This is a genomic window from Tenacibaculum sp. 1_MG-2023 (genome assembly GCF_030547425.1).
Lineage (GTDB): Bacteria > Bacteroidota > Bacteroidia > Flavobacteriales > Flavobacteriaceae > Polaribacter.
Window position 1 is genome coordinate 1 of record NZ_JAUORH010000014.1, and the last position, 26,073, is coordinate 26,073.

Sequence of the window (26,073 nt, forward strand, 5' to 3'; positions counted from 1 at the left end):
TACTGCCAATGGTGGGAGAGTAGGTCGTTGCCTTTCTTTATAAACCTCAATCTTTAAAAGATTGAGGTTTTTTTATGTTAATTATTTATCTTTTAAATATGAGCTATAAACATTCGTATTTAGTAACAATTCAATATCTAGGATTTAGATTTCATGGTTGGCAAAAGCAACCAAATTTAAAAACAGGTCATTTGTTTTTAGATAAAACTTTAAAGTTTATTTACAAAGGGGTTCGATTTAAAAGCTTGGGAGTGGGTAGAACAGATGCTCGAGTTTCAGCCAGTCATTTTGCATTTCAATTGTTTATAGATGAAGCCATAGATTTTAAACAATTTATGATTGAGTTTAATACGAATGCACCAAGCGATATGAGAGCCTTGAAGATTGAAGATATTCCTAAAAATTTTAATATCATTCAGCATCCAAAAGTTAAAGAGTATCGTTATTACTTTTCTTTTGGAGAAAAGAATCATCCTTACGCTGCACCTTTTTTAACTCGTTTTAGAGAACAACTTGATATTACATTAATGCAAGAAGGAGCGCAACTTTTTGAAGGTTTTCATAACTTTAAACGATTTTGCACAAAACCCTCTGAAACAACCAAAGTAAAAAGAGAAATTAAGTATTGTAGAATAGAAGAGAACATTGAGTTAACAGCTTCATTTTTTCCAAAAGAAAGTTATGTTTTAATCGTAAGAGGAGAAGGGTTTTTAAGAAATCAAATTCGATTAATAATGGGGGCTTTACACGACTTAGGAAAAGGAGAGTTTGGATTAGGCTTTATTAAAGAAAGTTTAAATCCAGATTCTGATATAGAATTGATAAAGAATATTGCTCCAGCTTCAGGTTTACATTTACATAAAATAGATTTTAAAAATTAAAAAAGCGTATCAAACGATACGCTTTTTTAGTTTTATCTATTTATAGAAATTAATCTTTTAATACACTTCTAGAAATTACAATTTTTTGAATTTCTGAAGTTCCTTCGTAAATCTGAGTAATTTTAGCGTCACGCATTAAACGTTCTACATGGTATTCTTTAACGAAACCATTACCTCCATGAATTTGAACAGCTTCAACAGTTTGTTCCATTGCTACTTTAGAAGCGTATAGTTTAGCCATAGCACCTTCACGATCGTAGTTTTCACCAGCATCTTTTTTACAAGCAGCAGCCATTACTAAATGACGAGCGGCAGCAATTTCCGTGTACATATCAGCTAATTTAAATGCGATAGCCTGATGGTTACAAATTTCAGTACCAAAAGCTTTACGTTCTTTAGAATATTTTAAAGCTAATTCGTAAGCTCCTGATGCGATCCCTAATGCTTGAGCAGCAATACCAATACGACCACCTGATAAAGTTTTCATAGCAAACTTGAATCCAAATCCATCTTCTCCAATTCTATTTTCTTTAGGAACTTTTACATCATTAAATTGTAACGTATGAGTATCAGAACCGCGGATACCTAATTTATCTTCTTTAGGACCAATATCAAAACCTTTCATTCCTTTTTCAAGAATAAAAGCATTAATACCACGATGTCCTTTTTCACGATCAGTTTGTGCAATTACTAAATAAGTATCAGCACGACCACCGTTTGTAATCCAGTTTTTAGTACCATTTAATAGATAGTAATCGCCTTTGTCTTCAGCAGTAGTTGCTTGTGAAGTAGCGTCAGAACCTGCTTCAGGCTCACTTAAACAAAAAGCTCCAATTTGTTCACCTGTAGCTAATTTTGTTAAATATTTTTGTTTTTGTTCTTCAGTTCCGTAAGCTTCTAAACCGTAGCATACTAATGAATTGTTTACAGAAACCATTACTGAAGCAGAAGCGTCAATTTTAGATAATTCTTCCATAATTAACACATAAGAAACTGCATCCATTCCACTTCCTCCATATTTAGGATCTACCATTACTCCCATAAACCCTAATTCACCCATTTTTCGAACTAGTTCGTTAGGAAACTCTTGTTTTTCATCTCTTTCTATAACTCCTGGCAATAATTCGGTTTGAGCAAAATCACGTGCAGCATCACGAATCATTAAATGCTCTTCTGTAAGGTTAAAATCCATGTATTTATTTTATATTTTGTTAAATTCGTAAAAAATGTGTTCAAAGATACTTTTTTAATAGCAATTTTTCAATAGACTAGCTATTTTTACTTTATGCAAGAGAACTATATTTATTGTATTGGATTAATGTCGGGAACTTCTTTAGATGGGGTTGATTTAGCATACATAAAAATGAATAGTGAATCCTATGATGATTTTGAGATTTTAAAGGCAAACACAGTAACATATTCTAATCAATGGAAAAATAAACTGCAAGAAGCTATAAATTATGAAAAGAAGCATTTACAAATTTTAGATGTTAGTTATGGTAAATTTTTGGGGAGTAAATTGAATAACTTTATAAGAAAACACCATATTTCTAAATTAGATTTTATAGCGTCTCACGGACATACAGTTTTACACCAACCAGAAAAAGGAATTACCCTACAAATAGGAAATGGGCAAGTTATAGCAAATGTTACTCAGCAAAAAGTAGTATGTGATTTTAGAACTCAAGATGTAGCGTTAGGTGGACAAGGAGCCCCTTTAGTGCCTATTGGTGATAGTTTATTGTTTACTGATTATGATTACTGTTTAAACTTAGGAGGGTTTGCTAATATTTCTTATGAAGAAAATAAACAAAGAATAGCTTTTGATATTTGTCCTGTGAATATTGTACTAAACCATTACACACGTAAAATAGGTTTAGAATATGATGATGAAGGGAAAATAGCTTCAGAAGGAAAAATTAATGTTGAATTATTGAGGCGATTGAATGAGCTTCCCTTTTATCAAGAACTTCCTCCAAAATCTTTAGGGTTAGAATGGGTAAAGTCAACTATTTTTCCTTTAATAGGTAAAGAGGAAGCAGATATATCGACTATTCTAAGAACTTTTGTAGAGCATGTAGCGATGCAAATTGGTGATGTTGTTAAAAAAGAGGCTACTATTTTAGTAACTGGAGGAGGAGCGTTCAATACGTTTTTAATGAAAAGAATAGAGTTTTTTACACAGACAAAAATAAAACAAGTAAGCACAGAGCTTATTGATTACAAAGAAGCTTTGATTTTTGCGTTGTTAGGAGTGCTAAAGACCCAAAACAAAGTAAACTGTTTACAGTCAGTAACTGGTGCGAAGAGAGACCATTCTTCGGGTAACGTTTTTTACCCTCAGAAATAATTTAAAGTATTTGAGTAATGTTGTTTTTTATGATAAATTTGTTCGGTAACAACTACACATTAAAACCTATATTATAATGAATCAACTTTAGCTTCCCTTAGGGGAATAATCACATCGAATTTTTAAACATGAAAAAGAAATAAGCAAAGTTGAAAATCATCTATTATAACATTAAACAATGAAAGAATTACTTAAACAATACGAAGAAAAACAACCTGAAATAGTATTTAATTGGAAAGATTCAGAAACAGAAGCAGAAGGTTGGACAGTTATAAACTCATTAAGAGGAGGTGCTGCTGGTGGTGGTACACGTATGCGTAAAGGATTAGATAAATACGAAGTAATGTCACTTGCAAAAACTATGGAAGTGAAATTTACAGTATCTGGCCCTGCAATTGGAGGAGCAAAATCTGGGATTAATTTTGATCCACAAGACCCAAGAAAAAAGGGAGTATTAGAACGTTGGTATAAAGCCGTGGCTCCGTTGTTAAAAAACTATTACGGAACAGGTGGAGACTTAAACGTTGATGAAATCCATGAGGTAATTCCAATTACAGAAGATAGTGGTGTCTGGCATCCACAAGAAGGTGTTTTTAACGGGCATTTTAAACCAACTGAAGCAGATAAAATTAATCGTATAGGTCAATTACGACACGGAGTAATTAAGGTATTAGAAGACGAAAATTTATCACCAGATACTGCTAGAAAATATACAGTAGCTGATATGATTACAGGATATGGTGTTGCAGAAGCAGTTCGTCATTACTACGATATTTATGGAGGAACAGTAGAAGGAAAACGTGCTGTAGTACAAGGTTTTGGAAATGTAGGTTCAGCAGCAGCTTATTATTTAGCACAAATGGGAGCTAAAGTTGTAGGTATAATTGATAGAGTTGGTGGAGTGATTAAAGAAGAAGGTTTTTCTTTTGATGAGATAAAAGAAATGTTCTTAAACAAAGATGGAAATACTTTAGTGTCTGAAAACATGGTTTCGTTTGAAGAAATGAACGAGCGTGTTTGGAATTTGCCTTGTGAAGTTTTTGCACCGTGTGCAGCTTCAAGATTAGTTACTCAAGAGCAAATTAATAGCATGATAAATTCAGGATTGGAAGTTATTTCATGTGGAGCAAATGTTCCGTTTGCAGATAAAGAAATTTTCTTCGGATCAATCATGGAAGATACTGATAAAAAAGTTAGCCTAATTCCTGATTTTATATCTAACTGTGGTATGGCAAGAGTATTTGCATACTTTATGGAGCGTAGAGTAGAAATGACAGATCAAGCTATTTTTGAAGATACTTCAAATACTATTAAAAAAGCTTTACAAAGAACGTTTGCTAGAAGTGCTTCAAAAGCTAAAATAAGTGAAACGGCTTTTGAAATAGCTTTGAAAGAATTAGTATAAATCATATAACTTTTATAGTTGTAAAAATGCTGTTTTTGAGCAAACAGGTATAAAAAATAAAAGTCTTCCTTTCTTGTTAATATTAAGGAAGGCTTTTTACATAAAACAATTTTACATAAAACAAATCGTTAGTTAAGTAGCGAAAACATAATATAAATCCTAATTTAGTATTCATGCTATTATTTCAAGAAACTCAGGAGTTAGTAGAAGAAGTTCCACAAGAAAAAACATTATCAATCTATAGTTTAATTATGGATGGAGGTGTAGGCGGACAAATTATTATAGCTTTATTATTTGTGTTGTTAGCTATAGCTCTATATATTTATTTTGAACGATTTTTTGCTATCAAAGAAGCTTCAAAAGTAGACATAAATTTCATGGATCAAATTAGAGATCATGTAACGAATGGAAGAATTGATAGTGCTAAATCACTTTGTGATAATACAGTGACACCAACTGCTAGGTTAATTGGTAAAGGAATTTCTAGAATAGGGAAACCTTTAGAAGATATTAATACAGCAATAGAAAATGCAGGAAAGCTTGAAGTATATAAGTTAGAAAGGAATGTATCTGTGTTGGCAACAATAGCAGGAGCTGCTCCAATGATAGGTTTTTTAGGGACTGTAATTGGAATGATTATTGCGATACATGAGATAGCAAATTCAGGAGGACAAATAGATATTAAAATGTTATCGGATGGGTTGTATACAGCGATGACAACTACGGTTGGTGGACTAATTGTGGGAATTATAGCATATATTGCTTACAACCATTTAGTAGTAAGAACAGATAAAGTTGTTTATCAAATGGAAGCAAAGTCTGTTGAGTTTTTAGATTTATTAAACGAGCCAGTATAATGAATTTACGAGGAAGAAATAAAGTCAATCCAAATTTCAATATGTCATCAATGACCGATATTGTTTTTCTGTTATTGATATTTTTTATGTTAACATCCACACTTGTCACAGTAAGTGCGATTGACGTGTTGTTACCAAAAGCTGGAGGAAAAACTGAAAATAATACGTCAGTAGCAGTAACTATTACAAACGACGCATTATTTTATATAGATAAAACAAAGGTAAGTAACGTAAACTTAGAAAGAGAATTACTCACTAAAGTAGGTGTAGATAAAAAGAAAACAGTGGTTATTCGTGGCGATCAAAACGTGCAGTATAAAAATGTAATGCAGGTAATTGATATTGCGAACAGAAACAAGTTAAAAATGATTTTGGCTGTAAAAGGCAAATAAATGACAATTTTAGAAACAAAACATAAACGTAAATCGGCTATTATCACAGCTATTATTCTGATATTATTAATAATTGGAGTATTTAACTATGGAATTAAATATCTAGATCCGCCTATTGAATATGGGTTAGCAATCAATTTTGGGAACTCAGAAGTAGGAAGTGGTGAACCTGTTGAAAAAACAAAAGCTCAAGCTACTCAACAACAAGAAGAAGTAGTTGAAGAGCAAGTAGAAGAAACTCCAGAAGAAACTATCAAAGAAGAAATTATTACAAATGATACTGCGGAAGAAGTTCCAATAGTTGAGAAAAAAGCAGAAAAGAAAGAAGCAGTAAAAGAAACTCCGAAAGAAGTAAAACCGAAAGAAAAACTAAAGCCAAAACCATCAAAAGAAACAACGGATGCATTGAATAGTTTGTTGAATGGTGCTTCAAAAGAAGGAGTAAACTCTGGTGAAGGAGATGATAAGCAATCAGGTGTAAAAGGAAATGAAAACGGAGATCCGAATTCTGATAAATACTACGGAAATTCGGGAAGTGGTTCTGGAGGAAATTATAATTTAGCAGGAAGAAAAGCCTTATCAAAACCTATTCAAAAACCAGATTGTCAAGAAGAAGGTACCGTAGTAGTGAGTATTGAGGTAGACCAAAACGGAAAAGTTACTAAAGCAACTCCGGGAGCTAAAGGAACTACAAATTCAGCTTCATGTTTATATGATGCAGCAAAAAAAGCAGCATTAAAAACAAAATGGAACGCTGATGGAAATGCGCCATCAAAACAACGAGGAACAATTATCTACAAGTTTTCTCTTTCAAAATAGCATATCTTAGCAGAATAGCTACAAGGAATAGTTATTCAATAAGGATGTATGCAACAACTAATGAAGAATCAATAAATATAAGTACATGAAATTAACTGTTATCGGAACAGGATATGTAGGGTTGGTATCTGGGGCTTGCTTTTCAGAAATGGGAAATAAGGTGATTTGTGTAGATATCAATCAAGAAAAAATAAATAACCTTCATCAAGGAATTATTCCTATCTACGAGCCAAGATTGGAAAAAATGGTATTGAAGAATATAGATAAGAAAAACTTGTTTTTTACTACGAAGTTAGAGGAAGCAGTCAATGATTCTGAAATTATTTTTATAGCAGTCGATACTCCCATGGGGAAAGATGGTTCCGCCGATTTACAAGATGTATTAGCGGTAGCGAAGGAGGTTGGTCAGAAAATGAATGAAAGACTGATCATTGTTAATAAATCTACTGTACCAGTAGGAACAGCAGATAAAGTAAAAGCTATAATTCAAGAAGAACTTGATAAAAGAAAAGTAACGATTGGTTTTGAGATGGTGTCAAATCCTGAATTTTTAAAAGAAGGAGACGCCATCAGTGATTTTATGAAGCCAGATAGAGTGGTGATTGGAGCTGAATCTGAATGCGCATTTAAAAAAATGAAAGAATTATATAGCTCATTTTTTAGAACACATGATCGTTTTATAACAATGGATGTTCGCTCTGCTGAAATGACTAAGTATGCAGCCAATGCCATGCTTGCAACAAAAATATCGTTTATGAATGAAATAGCAAATATATGTGAACGTGTAGGTGCTAATGTAAATAACGTAAGAGTTGGGATTGGATCAGACTCAAGAATAGGATACAGTTTTATTTATCCAGGAGTAGGTTATGGAGGCTCTTGCTTTCCAAAGGATGTAAAAGCTTTAAAAAAGATTGCAGAAGATAATGGTTATGAAGCGCAGTTAATTAAATCAGTTGAAGATGTAAATAATCGTCAAAAGCTTGTAATTACTAAAAAAATAATCAAAAGATTTGGAGAAGATTTAACAGGTAAAACCTTTGGGCTTTGGGGGCTTGCATTCAAACCAGGAACCGATGATATGCGTGAGGCTCCAGCAATTTATGTGATAAAGGAGTTGGTGAAAAGAGGAGCAAAGGTACAGGCTTATGATCCAAAGGCCATGGGAGAGGCAAAAGATTTTTATCTAAAGAATGTTAATAATGTAGTGTATAAGAAAACGAAATACGAAGTCTTATTAAATGCAGAAGCATTAATATTATTAACAGAATGGAAGGAGTTTCGTTCTCCTGATTTTTCAGAAATCGAAAAACAATTGAAAAATTCAGTTATTTTTGATGGAAGAAATCAGTATAATAGTTATAATTTAGAAGAAAAAGGATTTGAATACTATCAAATAGGTAAAAGTAACAGAAGAAATATTCTTCAAGTTATTAAATAATCTCTTTCGTATAATCAACTTGAATTTGTTTTTAAACTTTCTCTTCCGTTAAAAAATAATTATTTAATGACCTATCAACAAGTATTAGATTGGATGTTTGTCCAGTTACCAATGTACCAGCGTCAGGGACAAGCAGCATTTAAAAAAGATCTAACAAATATTATTGCATTGTGTAAAGAACTAGGTAGCCCTCAAGAAAAGTTTAAAACTATTCATGTAGGAGGAACTAACGGGAAAGGGTCTACCAGTCATATGTTAGCATCCATATTACAAGAGGCTGGTTACAAAGTCGGTCTGTACACGTCTCCACATTTAAAAAACTTCACAGAACGTATCCGAATCAACGGAGAAGAAATATCAAGAGGTTCTGTGGTCAAGTTTATAGAAAATAATAAGACCTTTTTAGAAAAACAAGGGTTGTCATTTTTTGAAATGACTGTTGGAATGGCATTTGAAGAATTTTCAAATCAAAAAGTAGATATAGCAGTTGTCGAAGTTGGTTTAGGAGGAAGGCTAGACTCAACCAATATTATTTTACCCGAAGTTTCGGTAATAACTAATATAGGATTAGATCACACACAGTTTTTAGGAGAAACCTTACCAGAAGTAGCTTTTGAAAAAGCTGGAATTATCAAAAGTAATATTCCAGTAGTTATTGGTGAACGTCAAAAAGAAACAGAAAATGTTTTTATTACTAAAGCGGAAGAATGTAATGCCCCAATTGTTTTTGCTTCGGATGAAGAGCAACATTATACAACTGATTTATTGGGTGATTATCAAAAAAACAATGTAAAAACAACAGTAGAAGCCATTCAGCAACTAAAAGGGTTTAATATCTCTGAAGAAAAAATAAAAAAAGGATTGTTAAATGTTGTAAAAAACACCAATTTAAAAGGGCGTTGGCAAGTGTTGCAGGAATATCCAAAAGTAATTTGTGATACAGCGCATAACAAAGAAGGATTGTTTTATACATTGAAACAATTAAAAAAAGAAAATTATAAGCAATTGCATATTGTTTTGGGAGTAGTTTCCGATAAGAATTTGAATGAAATTTTACCAATGTTTCCTAAAAACGCCATTTATTATTTCTGTAAACCAAATATTCCACGAGGGTTGTCGGCAGGTGAATTAAAAAAACAAGCGAATGAATTCGGATTGGGAGGAGAGGTGTTTGGCTCTGTAAGTCAGTCGCTTGAGAGGTCAAAAGAAAATGCGTCCAAAGAGGATGTAATTTATATTGGTGGAAGCACATTTGTAGTGGCAGAAATTTTATAGAAAAAAAATAAAAAAGTTATTGTCAATCTCTAAAACTGTTATATATTTGCATCCGCAATTAACAAGTAAGGGCGCGTAGCTCAGTTGGTTCAGAGCACTTGGTTTACACCCAAGGGGTCAGGGGTTCGAATCCCTTCGCGCCCACAACTCTTACAAAGGTTTAATTGCAGGCGGGCGCGTAGCTCAGTTGGTTCAGAGCACTTGGTTTACACCCAAGGGGTCAGGGGTTCGAATCCCTTCGCGCCCACTGAAAGTCTCATCATTATTTGATGAGACTTTTTTATTTTATAACCTTCTTGTTCATGCAATTTTTTGTAGTTTTGTGAACTTGAAAAATGTTTAATGAGTACTGGTTGAGTAAGAAAATACTAATAATGAGGTGTTTTTATACGTGTAGATAACAGGAAGTTGAGAGGTGAATGTAAAGGATAGGAGGTTAACTAGAAGTTAGAAACCAAAAAATATTAATTGTAAAAAAAAGAACATTGAAAATTAAGGTTTTATTACAGGTGGTTTTTGTTGCTTTTTTGGTGTTAGCTAATACTGAAATGAGAGCTCAAGACGTTCAAGGTCAAATGAGTCAAATACAAATTGATGATTTATCTGATGAACAAGTAGCAAAATACTGGGAAAAAATAAAAGAGGAAGGGTATACTCTAGATCAGGCCTTAGCAATAGCAAAAACTAGAGGAATGTCCGAATTACAAGCTCAAAAGCTTAGAGGAAGAATAGAAAAACTCAAAAATAAACCACAAAATAAAGAAGAGGAAAGAGAAGAAGAAAGTCAAGAGGAAGAAGTAGATAGTACTCAGCTTCTTTTCGGTTTGACGGGAGAAGAAAAAAAGGAAGAAAAAAAAGAAGAACTCTTTGGGTATAGTTTTTTTAATAACCCAAATATTTCGTTTACACCAAATTTAAATATAGCTACACCAGAAAACTATATTATAGGAGCGGGAGATGTTATTTCAATTGACCTTTGGGGAGCAGCAGAGGTCAATTATGAGAAAAAAGTAAACAAACAAGGGGCTATAAATGTAGAAGGAGTAGGGTATATTCAATTAATAGGATTACCAGTTAGTGCTGCAAAATCTAAAATAAAAAATTATTTAAAAAGAATCTATGCAGGAATAGGAGCTTCTTCTAGTAGTTATAATAAAGTAAATGTAGCTGTTTCTATAAAAGAAGTAAGAAATGTTCAAGTAAATATAGTAGGAGAAGTAAAGGTCCCAGGATCATATTCAGTTAGTGCTTTATCTACGGTATTAAATGCCTTGTATGCAGCAGGTGGTCCAACAAAGAATGGTACTTTTAGAAGAATTCAGCTTTTTAGGAGAGGAATGAAGGAAGCTGATTTTGATTTTTATCAGTTTTTAGTAAATGGTTCAGAAGAAGGAAATATAACGGTTCAAGATCAGGATGTAATAATAGTAAGACCTTATGAAAGTAAAATTACTATTGAAGGTGCTATTAAAAGACCAGGTGTTTTTGAGATGAAATCCGAAGAAAGTGTAAAAGACTTATTAAATTATTGTAGTGGTTTCACCTCAAATGCGTATAGACAAAAAATTGTTATAGAGAGAATTAAAGGGGTTCAAAAAGAGATTGTGGAGGTTTCACAAGATAATTTTGATTCTGTGAAAATAAAAGATGGAGATTATATCAAAGTAAACGAAATAGTAGATGAGTTCTTGAATAGAGTAAGTGTTGGAGGAGCTGTTTTTCAGCCTGGTAACTACGAATATAAAGAAGGAATGACGGCTTCTAACTTGTTGCTAAAAGCTGAAGGGGTAACTAAAGAAGCCTTTTTAGATAGAGGGATCATTGTAAGAACATATGATAAGAGCGATAAAGAAACATTATCTTTTTCTCCGAGAAAGGCAATGGAAAATAAAGAGCATATACTTTTAAAGGAAAGCGATAGTATTTACATTTTCACGAAAGAAGAGTTAAAAGAAAAAGAGTTTATTACCATTAATGGAGCGGTGAATAAAGAAGGAGAGTTTGATTTTATGAAAGGAATGCGTGTTGAGGACTTAATAGTATTAGCAGGAGGGTTAAAAGATGGAGCAGACGCAAGTATGATTGATGTATCTAGAAGGTTGAAAGATGGAAGTTTTGAAACTGTTAGTGAAAACTTTGATTTAAGTGCAAGTAAAAATCTAGGTACTGATCACTTAGATAACTTTGTGTTAAAACCGTTTGATATTGTTTCTGTAAGGTATTTAAAAGGGTATACAGAACAAAAAAGAGTAACTATTATAGGAGAAGTTAATTTTGAAGGAGAGTACTCAATTGGTCAAAAAAACCAAAGAATTTCTGATTTAATAGAGCAAGCAGGAGGTTTAACAAAATATGCTTATGAAGAAGGTGCTTTTTTAACCAGGAAGAACAACGAAGAGGAAGATGAAAAGCAATCAGACTTTATAGCTGACTTTGCTCAAAGAGATTCATTATCTGGCAATGTTGAACAGCGTATGAAGAAGAAAAAAGACTTTAAAATAGGAATAGAGTTACAGAAGATATTAGCTTCAGGAGGGAAAAAATCAAAGTATGATATAATTTTAGAAGAAGGAGACGAGTTATTTATCCCTTCTGAAAGACAAACCGTAAAGGTTGAAGGAGAGGTGTTGTCACCATCATTAGTGAGATATGAAAAAGGTAAATCATTCAAACATTATATTGAAAACTCTGGAGGCTTTTCTGAAAACGCAAAAAAAAGTAGAGCGTATATAGTGTATGCAAATGGAGATATTAGAACAACAAAAAAGTTTTTGTTCTTTAAATCATATCCAGATGTTAAACCTGGTGCAGTTATTTTAGTCCCAAAAAAACCAGAGGTAACAAATAAAGTTACAACGCAACAAGTGATAGCTATAACTACAGGTTTAGCTACTTTAGGTGTGTTGGTGAAAACGTTAACTGAGAAATAACTTTAACAAACTATGGAAAGTAAAACTAAATATACTTCTAATGATGAAATAGATTTATTAGAGATATTTAAAACTATCTGGGAGGGACGAAAAACAGTTGTCAAATTTCTTATAGTTTTTGTGGTAATAGGTTTGTTTATAGCTGTTTTTTCAGCTAAGGAATATACGGCGACAACAATTGTGTTACCACAGAGTTCGAATAATAAAGTAGGAGGTAATTTAGGAGGGTTGGCAGCAATGGCAGGGATTAATATAGGAGGTGGTAATTCGGAAGGTATTCCACCTAGCTTGTATCCTAAAGTGGTTCAAAGCATTCCCTTTCAGAAAGCACTTTTAGAAGTGCCATTGAAGTTTTCTAATTTAGAAAAAGAAGTAACTTATAAAGAGTACTACACAAATTATCAAAAATTCAATTTATTATCTGCTATTAAGGAATATACTGTTGGGTTACCAGGAAAGATAGTAGGTCTATTTAAAAAGAAGAAAAGTACATTGTTACATGAGAACGACGTACAAGACTCTATATATGTAATGTCAATAGAAGATAAAAAGCTATTTGATTTATTACAAAGTCAATTTGTGTTAGACGTTAATGATAAAGAAGGGTTTGTTAAAATATCATTTTCAATGACAGAAGCATTACCAGCTGCACAAATGACAAAAAAAACTCAAGAACTTTTACAAAAGACTATAACAGAATTCAAAATACAAAAAGCTAAAGAGCAATATAAGTTTATAGAAGAACGCCATAAGGAAGTTAGGAAAGACTTTGTGGAAAAACAATCTATATTGGCTAATTTTAGAGATAAAAACCAAGGTTTGATACTGTCTCGTTCTCAATCACGTTTAGAACGATTACAGTCAGACTATAACTTAGCCTACGAAGTATATTCTGAATTAGCAAAACAATTAGAAACTCAAAAAATTAAGTTGAAAGAAGACACTCCTGTTTTCACAGTAATAGAGCCAGTGAGTGTGCCCGTAATAAAATCAAAACCAAAAAGGCTTTTCATAATAGTTATATGGACTTTTATAGGTTTCATTATGGGGGTGTTGAGTCTTTTTATAAAAGTTTTTTTTAATTCCCTTAAAGATAAAATAAAAGTGTAAGTTTTGAAAAAAGTTAGTGTAGAACTTATAAAATAATTAAAAATGAGTAAAAAAATATGTGTAGTTGGGCTTGGTTATGTAGGATTACCTTTAGCGCATGCATTTGCAGCAAAAAAATATAATGTTGTTGGTTTTGATATTAATGATAGAAGGATAGAAGAATTAAATACAGGTTATGACAGAACCCAAGAAATAGAAAAAAATCAGCTAGATGATGTTAAAAGTTATATAAAATATACCGCAAATATAAAGGAAGCTGAAGACTGTACAATTTTTATAGTAACGGTTCCTACTCCAATAGATGCTAACAATCGTCCTAATTTAACACCTTTAATAGATTCCTCTGGGTTAGTTGCTGATGTTTTGAAAAAAGGAGATATTGTTATTTATGAATCCACAGTTTATCCTGGGGTGACAGAAGAGGTATGTGTTCCTGAGCTAGAAAAGAACTCAAAATTAAAATTTAATAAAGATTTTTTCTGCGGTTATAGCCCAGAGAGGATTAATCCAGGAGATAAAGAACATACAGTAACAAAAATTCTTAAAGTAACTTCTGGCTCAACGCCTGAGATAGCAAATGAAGTTGATGAATTGTATAAATCAATAATTGTTGCAGGTACTCATAAAGCATCAAGTATTAAAGTAGCTGAAGCAAGTAAAGTTATTGAGAATACACAAAGAGATGTCAATATAGCTTTAATTAACGAGCTTGCGTTGATTTTTGATGCAATGAATATTGATACAAATGAAGTTTTAGCAGCAGCAGCAACAAAATGGAATTTTATAAAATTATCACCAGGTCTTGTTGGTGGTCATTGTATAGGTGTAGACCCTTATTATTTAACCTTTAAAGCAGAAGAGTTAGGGTACAAACCTAATCTTATATTAGGTGCTCGGCAGATTAATAATGGAATGGGGAAATATATTGCCGAGAATACGGTAAAAGTAATGATAGCTAATGACAAAAAAATTAATAAATCAAACGTATTAATTCTAGGTGTAACTTTTAAAGAAGATTGTCCAGATATGAGAAATACAAAAGTTGTGGATATTATCGAAGAATTAAAGGTTTATGGGTGTAATGTCGACGTATATGATCCATGGGTAGATCCAAATGGAGATTATAGTAGTTACAAGCATGGAGTAATTGAAAATCCTTTTGAATCAACAAAAAAGTATGATTCTATTATTGTTGCAGTTGCTCACAAACAGTTTAAGGAGTTAACAGGTAAAGATTATGAAAAGATATCAAAAGATATACCCGTTATTATGGATATAAAAGGAATAGTAAAAAATCCAAATTGGAGATTATAAATGAAAAATTTTGCACTAATAGGGGCTTCAGGATATATTGCCCCAAGACACATGAAAGCGATTAAAGAAACTGGAAATAATTTGATAGCGGCGCTAGATCCTTACGATGGTATAGGGGTTATGGATAGTAATTTCCCTGAAGCAAACTTTTTTACAGAGTTTGAAAGGTTTGATAGGTTTGTTGATAAATGGCATAGAGATAATACAGGAAAAAGAATAGATTATATTTCAATTTGTTCTCCAAATTATTTGCACGATTCTCATATCAGGTTTGCTTTAAAAAATGGAGCAGATGCTATTTCTGAAAAACCTCTTGTGTTAAACCCTTGGAATATAGACCAATTAAAGATTATAGAAAAAGAATCGGGTAAAAAAGTTTATAATATACTTCAATTAAGGCTACACCCTTCAATAATAGCTTTAAAAGAAAAAGTAACAAAGGAGTTGGAATTAAATCCAAACAAGGTATATGATATAGATTTAACATATTTAACTTCTAGAGGAAAATGGTATTTTGTTTCATGGAAAGGAGACGAATCTAAATCTGGAGGTATTGCTTCTAATATCGGAGTACATTTTTATGATATGTTATGTTGGATTTTTGGTGAAGTACAAGAAAATACGGTTCACTTAAAAGAGGCAGATGCAAATGCAGGAAGTTTTAGACTTAAAAATGCAAATGTAAGATGGTTTTTATCTGTAAACTACGATTATATTCCAGAAGAGGTTAAAATGAAAGGTTTACGTACTTATCGATCAATAACTGTTGACGGTGAAGAGATTGAATTCAGTGGTGGATTTACAGATTTACATACTCGTAGTTATGAGGAGATCTTAAAAGGAAACGGTTTTGGTTTAGATGAAGCTTATGGGTCTATTAGCACAGTGTCTACAATTAGAAACTTAGATCCAATAGGATTAAAAGGAGAATATCATCCATTTTGTAAAAAAGTTATAAATGGCTAAATATTTTGTACATGAGTCTTCTTTTATAGATGAAGATGTTAGTATAGGAGACAATACTAAGATATGGCACTTTAGTCATATATTATCTAAAAGCAAAATAGGAGAGAATTGTTCTTTTGGGCAAAACTGTGTGATTGGTCCTAATGTTAAGGTAGGTAATGGCGTAAAAGTACAAAACAATATCTCTATTTATGAAGGAGTTGAGGTAGAAGATGACGTTTTTCTTGGGCCATCAATGGTATTTACCAATGTAGTTAATCCAAGAAGCTTTATTGTCAGAAGAGAAGAGTTTAAAAAAACATTATTAAAGAAAGGTTGTTCGATAGGCGCAAATGCAACAATTATTTGTGGTGTTACAATCGGTGAGTATGCTTTAGTGGGGTCTGGAGCTGTTGTTAATAAAGATGTAAAGCCTTACGCATTAATTGTAGGTGTACCAGGCAAACAAATAGGCTGGGTAAGTAAAGCAGGAAATACGTTAAAATTTGATAAAAATAACAGAGCTGTAGATACTTTCGATAATAGTAGATATAGAATTATAGATAACCAATTAATCGAGGAAAAGGAATAGAATGAAAATAGATTTTGCAAAACTTCAATATCAGTATCAATTATATAAAAAAGAAATAGACACTTCAATACAAGCCGTATTGAATAAATCTAATTATATAATGGGTGAAGAGGTTTCTGAGTTAGAAAAATCTTTAGAGGAGTTTACTGGGGTTAAACATGCGATATCGTGTTCTTCTGGAACAGATGCTTTATTGTTAGCAATGATGAGCTTAAATATTAAACCAGGAGAAGAAATCATAACAACACCTTTTACTTTTGTAGCTACTGCTGAAACAATTGCTTTTTTAGGTATCAAACCAGTGTTTGTTGATATTGATGAGACAACATATAATATTGATTCTTTAAAGATAGAAGAAGCAATTACCACAAAAACAAAGGCTATTATGCCTGTTTCTTTGTATGGACAACCAGCAGATATGGACGTTATTCAAAAAATAGCGGATAAACATGGTTTAAAAGTAATAATAGATGGTGCGCAATCATTTGGTTCAAGATATAATGGTCAAACAGATAGTAATTTAGGAGATATTTCAACAACTTCTTTTTTTCCCGCAAAACCTTTAGGGTGTTTTGGAGATGGAGGGGCTGTATTTACTAATGATAGTAAGTTGGCAGAAAGAATGAAGTCATTACGACTACATGGTCAGTCTAAAAGGTATCATCATAAACACATTGGAATAGGAGGTAGGTTGGACACTCTTCAAGCAGCTGTTTTAAATGTAAAGTTGAAGCATTATACAAAAGATTTAAAGTTAAGGCAAGAAGTAGCAAATAACTATACTAAAACAATTGATAACTTAGATGTTGTAAAACCTTTTGTTGAAGAGAATTGTACTTCAGCATGGGCGCAATATTCAATTAGAGTTAAAAACAGAGAAGAGTTACAAGTAAAGTTAAAAGAAAATGGAATTCCTACAGCTGTTCATTACCCAATGCCATTGCATTTACAGGAATGTTTTGAATATTTAGGATATAATGAAGGTGACTTTCCTGTTTCTGAACTTGTTTCAAAAGAAATTTTAAGCTTGCCAATGAATCCTTATTTAACAGAAGAAGAAATAAAGTATATTTCTAATGAACTTTAAGAAATTTTTTCTAAAGTCCGATTTTTCAAAAAATGTACTTACGTTAATGACGGGCACGGCTTTGGCTCAAGCTTTGCCTATATTAATAAGCCCTATATTAACACGTTTATATTCAGATAAAGACTTTGGATTATTTTCCTTATATTCTTCAATAGTTATGGGGATATTAACCATAGGCTCTTTAAGATATAATATGGCTATTGTATTGCCCAAAAAAGATGAAGAAGCTAAACAATTAGTGAAGTTAAGTAGGAAGATAATATCGATAGTTTCAATTATAGCCACATTTTTCTTAGTTTATTTTAGTAAGACTATTGTAGAGCAAATTAATGGTAGTGGAATTGAGAAATATTTTTTTATAGCGGGTGTAAGTATCTTTGTTCTAGCTCAAATAGAAGTGATTCGTTACTATTTAAATAGAAAAAAAAAATATAAATTAATAAGTAAAGCAAAAGTATACCAAAGTGGCGGAAGTAGTTTTTTTCAAGTTCTTTTTGGAGTTTTTCCTATGTCGGGAGGAGTAACAGGAATGATTTTTGGAGTTTTAGTGGGGCAGATAATGGGACTTTACTACCTTTTTAAAAGAACAAAAAATGAATTTAATAATGTTGCTAATAATGATAAATTCTTGTTAAAGAAGTACCAAAAAATGCCATTATTGAATGGCCCTAATGCAGTGGTAGACGCGATAAGAGTAAATGGAATAAATATAATGATAGCTAGGTTGTTTTCAAGCATGTTTTTAGGTCAGTTTGCTCTTGCATGGCGAGTCCTACAATCTCCTCTAGGGTTAATTAATGGAGCTTTGTCACAGGTGTGTTTTCAGCGATTATCAGTATTGGAAAAGTATGAGCATTATTCTTTTCTTAAAAAAAGTGTTGTTAGATCCTTTTTATTAGGAATTATTCCCTTTACAGTTCTTTACTTTTTTGCACCAATCATTTTTTTATTTATTTTTGGTGAAAGTTGGGGAATTGCTGGTAAAGTAGCTAGTTATTTAAGCCCTTGGCTCTTTTTAAACCTAATTACTTCTCCAATTTCTACTTTTTTTATTGTAGTTGAAAAACAAGGCCTTTTATTATTGTATGCTGTTTTTTATATGTTGGTGCCTTTTATTGTTATATGGGGGTTCAGAACTGATTTTTTACTAGCAATTCAAGGATTATCAATTTCAATGAGCATAATGCTTTTAATTTTTGTAGCTATGGTTTTAATTACCAGTAAAATAAATCAAAAGCCTGTTTATGGTAAATAAAATATCATTAAGGTTTCCAATAGAATTAATAATTACTTTAATAATTACTTTAATTATCTGTAGAGAGTCTTTGTTACAAACATTTTATAGCTCTACAGTATTTAACTCAGGTATTTTAACCTTGGTAATACTTCTTATTAATTTTACTAATTTTTCAAAAAAAGTAAAGTTACTTTTACCTTTACTTACTTTTATGATACTGTCAGTATTGTTAAATAGTGTGTATATAGAAAAAGGTGGATATATAACTTTCGGGCTATCAACTTTAAGTTTTATGTTATTGTTTATAAATATAAAAAGAATAGATATTAGAAAGTTATATAATTATATATCTTTTATTGTATTTCTTTTTTTATTTATCATTTATTATTTCTATTTAATGGGGTTACAAGTAATTCCTAGTCACATATTTTATGTACTTGCTGGACCTTTCCAAAATCAGAATCAAACAGGTATGATATTATTGTGTTTATCAGCCATTATTACGAGTTTGCAAAGATCTACTAAGTTAAACCATATTATGTTATTTTTGTTAACCGTCTCTATTATCCTCACACAATCACGAGCTGCAATGTTAGGGGTGTTTATAATTTTAACGTTTTACTATAGAAAGAAGTTAATATTATTAACACCAATATTAATAATATTGAGTATTCAAGTGATTAGACTTTACGCAGATGTTTTTGAGCGTCTTATACATAAAATAACAACTGGAGGTTCCAGTTACCGAGTCGAATTTTGGACTGAAGCATTAAACAACATGCAAAATAATATTTTAACATTTTTTTTTGGTAATGGAGTTAATGTAACAACTGTAGAGCTTTATGGAGAATCGTTGAGCTTACATAGTAGTTATGTGAATTTTATTGTAGCATATGGTTGGCTTGCAACTGTGTTTTTAATTTTGTTAATATTTTATATACTTTATGAAGCCAAAAAAAATGATAATTTAATTTTTGTAAGCTTATTAAGTTTGTTAGCTCATGGTTTTTTTGAAACAAGCTTATTTTTAGGTTTTTCTATATGCTGGATGTCTTTTATTTTAATGTTTTCTTTAAGAAAGCTTATAAACACATAAACTTATGAATATTGTTGTATTGCCATATAATTATCCAAATATTTATAGTGATATTTCAGCTATTTTTATACAAGATCAAGCCGAGGCAATGAGTAATTTAGGTCTTGATGTAAGGGTTGTTGGAGCAGTTCCTATATCATTAAAACAAGTCTTTAAGAGAAAAAAGATATATTTTGGAAATGTTAAGTATGTTAAAAATAATGTAACTGTACACCTTCTTTTATACCCTTCAGTTCCAAAACTAAAAAAAATTAATAGTTTTTTTAGAAATGTTATAAATAACTTTTTGTTAAATAAATCTCACAAGCATAAACCAATAGATGTAATTCACGTACATAATAGTATAGCAGGAAAATCAGCTTTCAATATGTATGAAAAAAAACAGATTCCATATATTATTACAGAGCATTCTTCTGCTTATGTCAGGAATTTAGTTTCTAAGAAAGAAATCGTAGAATATAGAAATATTTATAAACATGCTAGTTGTAGAATTGCTGTAAGTAAACAGTTTTGCGCTGTTTTGAAAGATATTTTTGCTTTAGAGTTTACTTATATTCCAAACATTGTGAATCAGGATTTTTTTTTTCGTAAACCAGAGAAAACTAAAAAAGAAATTATCTTTATTAATGTAGCAAACCTTCTTAAAAATAAAAATCAAGAGCTTTTAATTAAGGCTTTTGCAAAAACTTTTAGAGAAGAAAAAGTAAAGCTACACATATTAGGAGCAGGTCCTGAATATAATAATTTACAAAACTTAATTATTAAGTTGAATGTAGAAGATAAAATTATCTTATTTGGTAAATCGAACAGAGACAAAGTTATATATGAGTTACAAAAATCAGATGTTTTTGTATTATCAAGCATTTATGAAACTTTTGGGGTCGTATTAATAGAGGCAATGGCTTGCGGATTACCTGTTATTTCAACAAAATGTGGAGGCCCAGAGTCAATAATAACCAACAAAAGTTTAGGAGAGTTAGTTAAAAGTAATATAGACGAGCTATCTGCAGCAATGTATAAAGTATATAATAATTTAAGAGCTTATGACAATAATGAGATTAGTAACTTTGTAGAAGATAATTTTTCTGAGAAAGTGATAGCTAATAAACTTAATAATATTTTAAATAATGTTGTGTTTTTTGAAAGGTAAAATGTCAAGTGAAGCTTAAATATTATATAATAAAAGTTGTAAATTTTAGCTAGTTAAAGTTGCTTGTGAAATGATAACGATATGTAATAAAGTTACCAGTGTAACTCAAGTTGTTTATAATAATATAATGAAACAATATCATATATTTGAGGCTCATTAATAGAGGGAAAAACTTATATCAAAAGAATAAGTCAATAAATTTGAAACTTCAAGGATAAGTTGGTCAAAGACATATAGAATACATCTTATTTAGAACAAAATTTTATAGAAACATAAGGAGGTTTAAAAAAGCAAAATATAATGAAAAAAAGAGTAGTTCATTTAACTTCAGTACATGCTAGAAATGATGTTAGAATTTTCGTAAAGCAATGTAAAAGTCTTCAGCAAGCGGGTTATGATGTTTCAATCGTAGTTGCTGATGGCTTAGGAGATGAAGTTAAAGAAGGAATAAAATTTTATGATGTAGGGAAACTACAAGGCAGGTTTAAACGCTTTACCAAAACGACTCAAAACGTTTTTAAAAAAGCAAAAGAACTAAATGCAGATGTGTATCATTTGCACGACCCTGAATTAATGCCTATAGGAATAAAATTAAAAAAGTTACATAAAAAAGTTATTTTTGATGCCCATGAAGATTTACCAAAGCAGTTACTATCAAAACCCTACTTAAATAAGTTTTTATTAAAAATAATTTCAAAGTTGGTGGCAAAATATGAAAAGTATGCGACAAAAAAAATTGATTATATTATTGCAGCTAGCCCTTTTATTAGAGACAAGTTTTTAAAAATTAATAAAAATACAATAGATGTAAATAACTTTCCAATTATTCAAGAGTTGAATACTACTACCCTTTGGAAAGATAAAAAGGATGAAGTTTGCTATATAGGGGGGATTTCAACAATTCGAGGGATAAAGGAAGCTGTAGAGGCTTTTAATGTTAAAAGTATTGTAAGGCTTAATCTAGCTGGTAATTATGTTGAAGATAATCTTAAAGAGTGTTTAGAACAAAAAAAAGGATGGAGTTCAGTAAATGAGCATGGTTTCGTGAATAGAAATGAAGTTCAAAATATTTTATCAAGATCTAAAGCTGGTTTAGTAACACTATACCCAACCATAAACTATCAAGACGCATTACCCGTAAAAATGTTTGAGTATATGCTAGCAGGTATTCCCGTAATTTCTTCCAACATTCCTTTGTGGAAAAAGATTGTAGAAAACCATAATTGCGGTATATTGGTAAATCCGTTAAAACCAAAAGAAATTAGAGAAGCTATTATGTATATAATTGAGAACCCTGAAGAAGCGGAAAGAATGGGAAGGAATGGTAAACAAGCGGTTTTAGAAAAATATAATTGGAATATAGAAAAAGAAAAATTAATATCAGTTTATAAAGAAATAACGAAATAATATGAAAATAGTAACTATTTTAGGTGCTAGACCTCAATTTATAAAGGCTGGAAGTGTGAGCCGTGAAATTTCAAAACACGATACAATTCAAGAAATAATAATACACACTGGTCAGCATTACGACACAAATATGAGTGATATTTTCTTTGACGAAATGAAAATACCAAAACCAGATTACTTTTTAGGTATTGGGGGGAAAACTCATGGAGCCATGACCGGACAAATGATTGAAAAAATAGAAGAAATAGTTGTAAAAGAACAACCAGATTGGGTTTTAGTTTATGGAGACACTAATTCGACACTTGCAGGGGCTATTGTTACGAGTAAATTACATATAAAATTAGCACATATAGAAGCAGGTTTACGAAGTTTTAATATGAAAATGCCTGAAGAAGTAAATAGAATTCTTACAGATAGAGTTAGTAATCTACTACTTTGCCCTACCAACACCGCAGTACATAATTTAAAAAAAGAAGGATACGATAATATTAATTGTAAGATTGTAAACTCTGGAGATGTAATGCAAGATGGAGCTTTATTTTATAAAGAGTTAGCTATTAAGCCTAAAATAGAAGTTAAAGAAAGTTTTATTTTATCCACTATTCATAGAGCTGAAAATACAAATGATGTACATAGGTTAAGAAGCATATTTGAAGCTCTTGAAATAATAGCGAAAGAAAGCCAAGTAATATTACCCCTACACCCTAGAACAAAGAAAGTATTAAAAGAAAATAATATTAATTTATCCACTAATATTACAGTTATAGATCCAATAGGTTATTTGGAAATGGTATGGTTAATTAATAATTGTAAGTTAGTAATGACCGATAGTGGCGGTTTACAAAAAGAGGCTTTCTTTTTTAAGAAACCATGTGTAACATTGAGAGATGAGACTGAGTGGGCTGAATTAGTAGAAAATAATGCGAATATTTTAGTAGGGGCAAACAAAGAAGCTATTTTAAATGGATACAAAATAATGAAAAATGCGAATATCGATTTCTCTTTAAATTTATTTGGAGGAGGTAAAGCAAGTGAGAACATTATAGGTGAATTATTAAAGTTTTAAAAATTATTATTAATAAAGCTAGCAAAAAAAAGAGTAAAAAATTTTCAGCAAAAGACTAATTTATAAGTATGAGTAATGAGAAAAAACTCAATAGAACTTCTAGTTATTTTTTGTAGTAAAGATGATGTTTGATAAGAGAATAAGTTAGAATATTGAATGAGAAAAAACAATGAGTACTGTAAATGTTTTCATAAAAGGAGATACTATTTACAGTCAATAAATTTAAGAACAAATTAATAGTATGTTTTAAAGAGGATGAAAAGAGTTTTGTTTTTAACGGATAATTTCTATCCCGAATTAAATGCTCCAGCCACCAGAACACTTGAACACTGTAAAGTTTGGGTTAAAAAAGGGTATGATGTAACTGTAATAACTGGTGCTCCTAACTTTCCAAAAGGGAAAGTATTCAAAGGATATAAGAATAAAATATTTCAAAAAGAAAAAATTGAAGGAATTAATGTAATCAGGGTGTGGACTTATATTACAGCAAATGAAGGGTTTTTGAAAAGAGTATTTGATTATTTAAGTTTTATGATTAGCTCATTCTTTGTTGGAATATTTTTAAAGACAGATATAATTATAGCTACTTCTCCACAATTCTTTACTGCTATTTCAGGAAGATGGTTAGCTTTTTGGAAAAGAAAAAAATGGGTAATGGAAGTAAGAGATATCTGGCCAGAATCTATCAAAACTGTTGGGGTGATGAAGGACGGTGTAGCAATACGTTTTTTCGAATTTTTAGAAAAAAGAATGTATAAAAGTGCACACAAAATTATAGTAGTTACAAATGGTATTAAAGACTATATAGTTAAAGAACATAGTATCGATTCAGAGAAAATAGAAGTTATAAGAAATGGTGTAAATAAGGAATTTTTTTATCCAACTCCTAAAAAAGAAAGATTACTTAAAGAGTTAGGTGTAGAGAAAAAAATCATAGTAAGTTATATAGGTACTCATGGAATGGCTCACGCTTTAGATTTTATTTTAAAGTCGATTAAAGAAGTTTCTGAAGATTATCATTTCTTATTTATAGGTGAAGGAGCGGAAAAGGATAGGTTAATTCAATTGAAAAATGAGTTGAAGTTAAGAAATGTTACTATGATAGGAATGCAACCTAAAAATAAAATTAGAGATTATATATCAATATCAGACATAAGTCTTGTTAACTTGAAAAAATCAGACACTTTTAAAGGAGCTATTCCTTCAAAAATATTTGAAAATGCTGCAATGTATAAACCTATATTATTAGGACTAGAAGGTGAAGCGAAAGACATTATTGAGAGGTATGGAATAGGAGTGTCTTTTACACCTGAAAATAAAATAGCTTTTTTAAAACAACTAGATTGTTTAAGTGAAAAAAAGATTAAAAAAGAAGGGTTTGACAAGTTTATAGAAGATTTTAATAGAACTAATTTAGCTATTAAAATGATAAATTTTATAACTATTTAAAAGAATAATAAAAGTACTAATATCAACTAGAAGATAAAAAAAGAAGAATAAATTTTTTAATGCCAGTAACTTTCTTAATTTTGCGTTAAAATTCCATGCTATTATGTTGTTAGGCTTATTGGGTGTATTTTTGTTAGGGTCTTTTTTAGTAACCTATTGTATTATACCTAAAATAATTAAAGTAGTATTTCATAAAAAACTACTAGATGAACCTAATATAAGGAGTTCTCATAAAAAAGTAACACCAACATTGGGAGGGGTCGCTTTTTTTATAACTATAATTTTATCTTTTTTCTTTTTGAAAAAATGGGATGAAGATATAATAAGTTTAAATTTAATGGTGAGCTTGACTGTTTTGTTTATAATTGGTTTGAAAGACGACCTAGTAGCATTGTCAGCTACTACAAAATCGATTGCCCAAATATTAGCGATAACTTTTTTAGTATATGATAATAATTTGTTGATAGAATCTCTGGGAGGTTTTTTGGGGGTAACTCAATTAAATTATTGGGTTTATTTATTCTTTGTTTATTTTTCAGTTTTCTTTATAATAAATTCATTTAACCTAATTGATGGTATTGATGGTTTAGCTTCTTCAGTTGGAATAACAATATTTACATTTTTTGCTGTTATTTTTTACTTTTTAGAACAAAATTATTATTTCTTTCTATGCATGGTTATCGTAGGGACACTACTAGCTTTTTTGACTTATAACTTATCTGAAAATAAAAAGATATTTATGGGGGATACCGGTTCTATGATTATAGGCTTTCTAATAGCTGTATTGGCATTAAAAATACTATCATATCAAAAAGAAATTGGGTCTATAGGAGTTTTACCTGAAAATTTACCTATAATTATAACTTCAATAATATCAATCCCTATTCTTGATACTATAAGGGTTTTTATTATTAGAACTGTAAATAAAAAAAGCTTTTTTATAGCAGATAGAAATCATGTACACCATATTTTTATAGATAGAGGTTTTACTCATAAAAAAACAACACTTTTTATAGTTATAATAAACATGATTATTACATTGATAATATATTTGTTGTCAATGAGATTTAATAGTTTTATTTTATTATTGTTTTTTGTTTTATTATCAATGGTTTTTTATTTAGCAATTTTTTATTTGTTAAAAAAAAATGAGTCTAATGACTTAAAAAAAAACGCTAATTTTCTAAATAGAGTAGCAGACTCCATTTTAAGTGTGTTTTTATAGAAAAAGAAGCTTCTTTTACAACAATAGAGATACTTTTTACACTAA

The 26,073-nt window shown here is 30.7% G+C and carries 22 protein-coding genes and 2 tRNA genes; 23 read left to right on the forward strand and 1 reads right to left on the reverse strand.

Going from position 1 to position 26,073, the window contains the following annotated elements:
- Positions 1 to 98 precede the first annotated feature (98 nt).
- Positions 99 to 881: a tRNA pseudouridine(38-40) synthase TruA gene (locus tag Q4517_RS10510; RefSeq protein ID WP_303508980.1), complete on the forward strand. Its 783-nt coding sequence runs from the start codon at positions 99 to 101 to the stop codon at positions 879 to 881.
- Between the two features lie 49 nt (positions 882 to 930).
- Here the strand turns inward: Q4517_RS10510 and Q4517_RS10515 are convergent, their stop codons facing one another.
- Positions 931 to 2,073, reverse strand: coding sequence for an acyl-CoA dehydrogenase (locus Q4517_RS10515; protein ID WP_303508982.1), 1,143 nt, complete (start codon positions 2,071 to 2,073; stop codon positions 931 to 933).
- Between the two features lie 93 nt (positions 2,074 to 2,166).
- On the opposite strand from Q4517_RS10515, the gene Q4517_RS10520 reads away from it, so the two are divergent.
- From Q4517_RS10520 to Q4517_RS10625, 22 genes are all read left to right on the forward strand, one after another.
- Positions 2,167 to 3,231: an anhydro-N-acetylmuramic acid kinase gene (locus Q4517_RS10520; RefSeq protein ID WP_303508984.1), complete on the forward strand. Its 1,065-nt coding sequence runs from the start codon at positions 2,167 to 2,169 to the stop codon at positions 3,229 to 3,231.
- 178 nt (positions 3,232 to 3,409) lie between these two features.
- The gene (locus Q4517_RS10525) at positions 3,410 to 4,636 is read left to right on the forward strand and encodes a Glu/Leu/Phe/Val dehydrogenase dimerization domain-containing protein (RefSeq protein ID WP_303508987.1); all 1,227 of its coding nucleotides are present in this window, start codon (positions 3,410 to 3,412) and stop codon (positions 4,634 to 4,636) included.
- 173 nt (positions 4,637 to 4,809) lie between these two features.
- Positions 4,810 to 5,493, forward strand: coding sequence for a MotA/TolQ/ExbB proton channel family protein (locus tag Q4517_RS10530; protein WP_303508990.1), 684 nt, complete (start codon positions 4,810 to 4,812; stop codon positions 5,491 to 5,493).
- The gene (locus Q4517_RS10535) at positions 5,493 to 5,885 is read left to right on the forward strand and encodes a biopolymer transporter ExbD (RefSeq protein ID WP_047790254.1); all 393 of its coding nucleotides are present in this window, start codon (positions 5,493 to 5,495) and stop codon (positions 5,883 to 5,885) included. The genes Q4517_RS10530 and Q4517_RS10535 overlap by 1 nt, the downstream gene beginning before the upstream one ends.
- On the forward strand, positions 5,886 to 6,704 hold the full coding sequence (locus Q4517_RS10540; protein WP_303508996.1) for an energy transducer TonB: 819 nt from the start codon (positions 5,886 to 5,888) through the stop codon (positions 6,702 to 6,704). It abuts the gene before it with no gap.
- 85 nt (positions 6,705 to 6,789) lie between these two features.
- Entirely contained in the window at positions 6,790 to 8,145 is a 1,356-nt protein-coding gene (locus Q4517_RS10545; protein WP_303508998.1) for a UDP-glucose/GDP-mannose dehydrogenase family protein, read from the forward strand.
- A 66-nt stretch (positions 8,146 to 8,211) separates the two neighbouring features.
- A complete protein-coding gene (locus Q4517_RS10550) occupies positions 8,212 to 9,420 on the forward strand; it encodes a folylpolyglutamate synthase/dihydrofolate synthase family protein (protein ID WP_303509001.1) in 1,209 nt (402 codons plus the stop codon).
- A 69-nt stretch (positions 9,421 to 9,489) separates the two neighbouring features.
- A tRNA-Val gene (locus tag Q4517_RS10555) sits at positions 9,490 to 9,564 on the forward strand.
- 28 nt (positions 9,565 to 9,592) lie between these two features.
- A tRNA-Val gene (locus tag Q4517_RS10560) sits at positions 9,593 to 9,667 on the forward strand.
- Between the two features lie 238 nt (positions 9,668 to 9,905).
- Positions 9,906 to 12,350 carry an SLBB domain-containing protein gene (locus tag Q4517_RS10565; RefSeq protein ID WP_303509004.1) on the forward strand — a complete coding sequence of 815 codons (2,445 nt, stop codon included), beginning with the start codon at positions 9,906 to 9,908 and terminating at the stop codon, positions 12,348 to 12,350.
- 12 nt (positions 12,351 to 12,362) lie between these two features.
- A complete protein-coding gene (locus tag Q4517_RS10570; protein ID WP_303509007.1) occupies positions 12,363 to 13,460 on the forward strand; it encodes a Wzz/FepE/Etk N-terminal domain-containing protein in 1,098 nt (365 codons plus the stop codon).
- 42 nt (positions 13,461 to 13,502) lie between these two features.
- Entirely contained in the window at positions 13,503 to 14,774 is a 1,272-nt protein-coding gene (locus Q4517_RS10575) for a nucleotide sugar dehydrogenase (protein ID WP_303509009.1), read from the forward strand.
- Positions 14,775 to 15,740, forward strand: coding sequence for a Gfo/Idh/MocA family protein (locus Q4517_RS10580; RefSeq protein WP_303509011.1), 966 nt, complete (start codon positions 14,775 to 14,777; stop codon positions 15,738 to 15,740). It begins immediately after the preceding gene.
- Positions 15,733 to 16,311: an acyltransferase gene (locus Q4517_RS10585; RefSeq protein ID WP_303509013.1), complete on the forward strand. Its 579-nt coding sequence runs from the start codon at positions 15,733 to 15,735 to the stop codon at positions 16,309 to 16,311. Before Q4517_RS10580 ends, Q4517_RS10585 begins: the two co-directional genes overlap by 8 nt.
- 1 nt (position 16,312) lies before the next feature.
- Positions 16,313 to 17,398 carry a DegT/DnrJ/EryC1/StrS aminotransferase family protein gene (locus Q4517_RS10590; protein ID WP_303509015.1) on the forward strand — a complete coding sequence of 362 codons (1,086 nt, stop codon included), beginning with the start codon at positions 16,313 to 16,315 and terminating at the stop codon, positions 17,396 to 17,398.
- Positions 17,388 to 18,653 carry a lipopolysaccharide biosynthesis protein gene (locus tag Q4517_RS10595; protein WP_303509017.1) on the forward strand — a complete coding sequence of 422 codons (1,266 nt, stop codon included), beginning with the start codon at positions 17,388 to 17,390 and terminating at the stop codon, positions 18,651 to 18,653. Before Q4517_RS10590 ends, Q4517_RS10595 begins: the two co-directional genes overlap by 11 nt.
- The gene (locus Q4517_RS10600) at positions 18,643 to 19,731 is read left to right on the forward strand and encodes an O-antigen ligase family protein (RefSeq protein ID WP_303509018.1); all 1,089 of its coding nucleotides are present in this window, start codon (positions 18,643 to 18,645) and stop codon (positions 19,729 to 19,731) included. Before Q4517_RS10595 ends, Q4517_RS10600 begins: the two co-directional genes overlap by 11 nt.
- 4 nt (positions 19,732 to 19,735) lie before the next feature.
- Positions 19,736 to 20,881 (forward strand): glycosyltransferase, encoded by a 1,146-nt coding sequence (locus Q4517_RS10605; protein WP_303509020.1) that lies wholly within the window; start codon positions 19,736 to 19,738, stop codon positions 20,879 to 20,881.
- Positions 20,882 to 21,181: 300 nt separating this feature from the next.
- A complete protein-coding gene (locus tag Q4517_RS10610; RefSeq protein ID WP_303509022.1) occupies positions 21,182 to 22,288 on the forward strand; it encodes a glycosyltransferase family 4 protein in 1,107 nt (368 codons plus the stop codon).
- A gap of 1 nt (position 22,289) precedes the next feature.
- Entirely contained in the window at positions 22,290 to 23,354 is a 1,065-nt protein-coding gene (wecB, locus tag Q4517_RS10615) for a non-hydrolyzing UDP-N-acetylglucosamine 2-epimerase (RefSeq protein ID WP_303509024.1), read from the forward strand.
- Between the two features lie 255 nt (positions 23,355 to 23,609).
- Complete coding sequence (locus Q4517_RS10620) at positions 23,610 to 24,803, forward strand: glycosyltransferase family 4 protein (RefSeq protein ID WP_303509026.1); 1,194 nt, start codon at positions 23,610 to 23,612, stop codon at positions 24,801 to 24,803.
- A 298-nt stretch (positions 24,804 to 25,101) separates the two neighbouring features.
- Positions 25,102 to 26,028, forward strand: coding sequence for an MraY family glycosyltransferase (locus tag Q4517_RS10625; protein ID WP_303509027.1), 927 nt, complete (start codon positions 25,102 to 25,104; stop codon positions 26,026 to 26,028).
- Positions 26,029 to 26,073 lie beyond the last annotated feature (45 nt).